Below are 3,034 nucleotides of genomic sequence, written 5' to 3'. Positions count from 1 at the left end.
AAGATTCGATAAAACTGTTAAAATTTCTTCTGACCCTTGTGTATATTTTGTTGCGGATGTTTCTAATTCTTCTGGTGATAATTTGATTTGTGCCATTATTCTTCCTCCGATACAATCTAGAAACTATGTAAAAAATAGAATATTTTACAATTAAAATTATACCATTTATGATAAGCAAGGACAATAAATTTTGAAAAAAAGCTACATAGGCGTATTTATCTAAAGAATTAGGACTATCAAATATACCTTGAAAACATAGCTATCAGCTAATGGATTACGTTCATCTATGTTCTTAATGAGTTTTATTTATTTAATAAATAATTTTTTTAGAATCATTGAGTGATAACAGGTGAGTTAATTAATAATAGCAAATTAAATGACAGATATAAGGAATATACAGACAAAAGAGATGGTAGAAATATTGGAAGTTTTCAGCTTATTTAGGTATTGATCCGAGCACTGGCAAAGAGAAACGGACGACTCGTTCAAGATTCAAAACTAAAGCTGCTGCCAAACTTGCGTACAATCGTTTAATGACAGATTTTAAAGATGGGAAATTAGATGCTAACAAAGTAAAGACTACGTCTTTTAAAATGCTTTACCAAGAGTGCTTGAACCATCACCGTCTTGAAGTGAAAGTTTCAACTGTTGCAACTAATCGTCGCTTTGTAGAAAACCATGTACTACCTGTTTTAGGAAGCTATAAGATAGACAAAATTACTGTATCACAATGCAAAAAAATAGTGGATGGATGGCAAAAAGAGTATAAGCAGTTTAAGTATCTTAGACTAGTTACTGCTCAAATTTTACAGTATGCAATTCGGATGGAATATCTTCAATCTAATCCAATGAAAAATACGGTTCCTCCTAAGACAAATACTGTTAAAAAAAGAATTTTTATACAAAAGAACAGTTAGAAATTTTCTTTAAATGCTTAGAGGAACATGTTGCTAAGGATGGACGCACTGGTTTGAAAATATTGGCTTTCTTTAGAGTGTTAGCCTTTACTGGCTTGAGAAAATTTGAAGTATTGAGTCTTCAGTGGAAAGATATAGATTTCGAGGAATCGTCAGCTGATATAAGCAAGACTTTAGCAATTGATGAATTTGGTAAGATTGTTATTCAATCTCCAAAGAGGGAAAACTCGAAAAGGAAAGTCAAATTTGATGACAAAACTCTGGGTATTTTAAAACGCTGGAAAAGCAATCAGAAAGAATGTTACATTAATTTTGGCATCAACACTTTTGATAAAGATCAATTCATCTTTACCAATAAAAAGAATGGTCTGTACTACCCGCAATTATCTATTGACTGGCTAAAAATGATTTTAGCTAAATATAATTTACCTAAAATTACTGTTCATGGGTTTAGACACACATTGGCTAGTCTGTTATTCAAAAGTGGTGTATCTCCAAAAACGGCACAAGAACTACTTGGTCATAAAAATTTAGAAACAACAATGAACATCTACACTCATGTTACAGACAATGATATGGATGATGCTCATAACCAGTTTGCCAAATATGCAAATTTTTAAACCGTATCTAACAACGTAGTTAGATAGATTTTCCGGGAAAATAAATAGCTACGAATGCTTTTAAATAAACATTCGTAGCTTCCATTATAGGTCTAACCTACAGACCCTTCCATTTAAGGATTGGCTTAGTGTACAGTAACAAGTATTGATAAATAAACAAAAATGAGCTATTTCTATCTATGTTAATTTCATATATTCGTTTCTGTTTTTACAAATAGATAGGTTTTAGATAGCTTTTTAGCTGGGGGCATTAATAATTATATTTTGTTCTAAATAACCCAATTAAATATGACTCTTCAATTTTAATATCATGATCAGTTTCTTCATTTATCTTTAAAATTCCAACCTTGAAATTTTCAATCATGTATTGTTTCCATGTCTTTTGATAATTCTCTTTAAAGTATTGCTTTTTTTCTTCCTTATTAAACTTATCTGGATAGTATCTTACTTTGAGTTTAAAAGTTATCGTTCCACTATCAGATGGTTTAAAGTATTGCTTTATTCTCTTTTTTAAATTTTGTCCTATTCCACCCACCTGTCCAATATAAACTATGTCACCAGATTTAATTTCTTAAAAAAATATATCCCCTTGTCAATAGTTATTTCAGTTAAATCATCTACCCACTTAATATCACTCATTATTATCTTTATTGACTCTTTGTTTTCTTCTAAATCAGAATAAGTCATAATATGTTCCTTCCTCGGATAATTTATTACTATAACTATAGCACTGCTTCAAAAGTGTTTTAAACTCAATTAGTCACTATACATAATTATTATTCTAAGTTACCAGAGTCTTTAATATTCATTAATTGCGCATATCTAATATCATATAAAGTAACTAGCACTTGTCTTTTCACAATTGAAAATAATGAAAAAATAAAATAACCAAAAAGTATAAATGAGCTAAATAGAAATAACAATTGAAAGAAGAGACCTACCAACTCAGAAAAAGGATTGTAGCCTTGTTTGTTAATTTGTTTAATAGCTTCTTCAGAGAGTACTTTTATTTCATTGTCTTCTAGTCCTTTTAAGATGAAATCCGCGAGTTTAGAATACACATTTAGCATCAGAGTTGATATTAATACAACTAGTGTTACAATCACTCCTACACACCATTCTGCAAACCTTTTTATATTTTTAACGCTTTGTTCTACTTCTTGAATTAAATAATTTAATGCACCTTCTCCTATCGCTTTGTTATTACATAAATCACAAGCGCTAACCCAATTTGAAGATATCATATTAGTATTTAAAAGTCTTAATAGCAGATAACAGCCTACCATCAATCCGAGATACACAAATCCCTCTATGTCATCCTTACTATCAATAGCGCTGTTCCTTTTAGTGTAAGAAATAAATCCCCCTATTGCACCTATTCCAAATAAACAAATAAGATAACGCCGATAGTAAAATTAAGCTAGACAACTAAAAAAGTCATTTGTGCTACACTCAAAATAGTTCTGACGAAAGAATTATAAGGAGTGAAGACAAATG

At 30.2% G+C, this 3,034-nt stretch carries 5 protein-coding genes and 2 pseudogenes; 3 read left to right on the top strand and 4 right to left on the bottom strand.

Translation table 11 applies throughout. The features are described 5' to 3' along the window. Positions 1-96, bottom strand: a pseudogene (locus BCR26_RS19050) (WXG100 family type VII secretion target); the annotation flags it as partial. Between the two features lie 350 nt (positions 97-446). Between BCR26_RS19050 and BCR26_RS19290 the strand changes: the two are divergent. The 3 genes and pseudogenes from BCR26_RS19290 to BCR26_RS19035 all read left to right on the top strand — a co-directional run. Then, positions 447-494, top strand: a pseudogene (locus BCR26_RS19290) (hypothetical protein); the annotation flags it as partial. A 39-nt stretch (positions 495-533) separates the two neighbouring features. After that, on the top strand, positions 534-917 hold the full coding sequence (locus BCR26_RS19040; protein ID WP_245341972.1) for an N-terminal phage integrase SAM-like domain-containing protein: 384 nt from the start codon (positions 534-536) through the stop codon (positions 915-917). Positions 918-919: 2 nt separating this feature from the next. Then, complete coding sequence (locus BCR26_RS19035; protein WP_379962734.1) at positions 920-1,537, top strand: site-specific integrase; 618 nt, start codon at positions 920-922, stop codon at positions 1,535-1,537. Positions 1,538-1,787: 250 nt separating this feature from the next. Here BCR26_RS19035 and BCR26_RS15885 read toward each other — a convergent pair whose 3' ends face one another. From BCR26_RS15885 to BCR26_RS15880, 3 genes are all read right to left on the bottom strand, one after another. Beyond that, positions 1,788-2,072, bottom strand: coding sequence for a hypothetical protein (locus BCR26_RS15885; RefSeq protein ID WP_069699937.1), 285 nt, complete (start codon positions 2,070-2,072; stop codon positions 1,788-1,790). 14 nt (positions 2,073-2,086) lie between these two features. Next, positions 2,087-2,224 (bottom strand): hypothetical protein, encoded by a 138-nt coding sequence (locus BCR26_RS18620; RefSeq protein WP_169818905.1) that lies wholly within the window; start codon positions 2,222-2,224, stop codon positions 2,087-2,089. 89 nt (positions 2,225-2,313) lie between these two features. Next, entirely contained in the window at positions 2,314-2,838 is a 525-nt protein-coding gene (locus BCR26_RS15880; protein WP_069699936.1) for a hypothetical protein, read from the bottom strand. Positions 2,839-3,034 lie beyond the last annotated feature (196 nt).

This window comes from Enterococcus rivorum, from assembly GCF_001742285.1.
GTDB lineage: Bacteria > Bacillota > Bacilli > Lactobacillales > Enterococcaceae > Enterococcus_L > Enterococcus_L rivorum.
The sequence above is the reverse complement of the archived record's forward strand: the minus strand, read 5'-3'. Positions and strand labels throughout refer to the sequence as shown.

Excerpts from the sequence above, each read along its gene's own strand:
- BCR26_RS19040 (WP_245341972.1), top strand. The coding sequence starts at position 534 with ATGACAGATTTTAAAGATGGGAAATTAGATGCTAACAAAGTAAAGACT.
- BCR26_RS18620 (WP_169818905.1), bottom strand. The coding sequence starts at position 2,224 with ATGACTTATTCTGATTTAGAAGAAAACAAAGAGTCAATAAAGATAATA.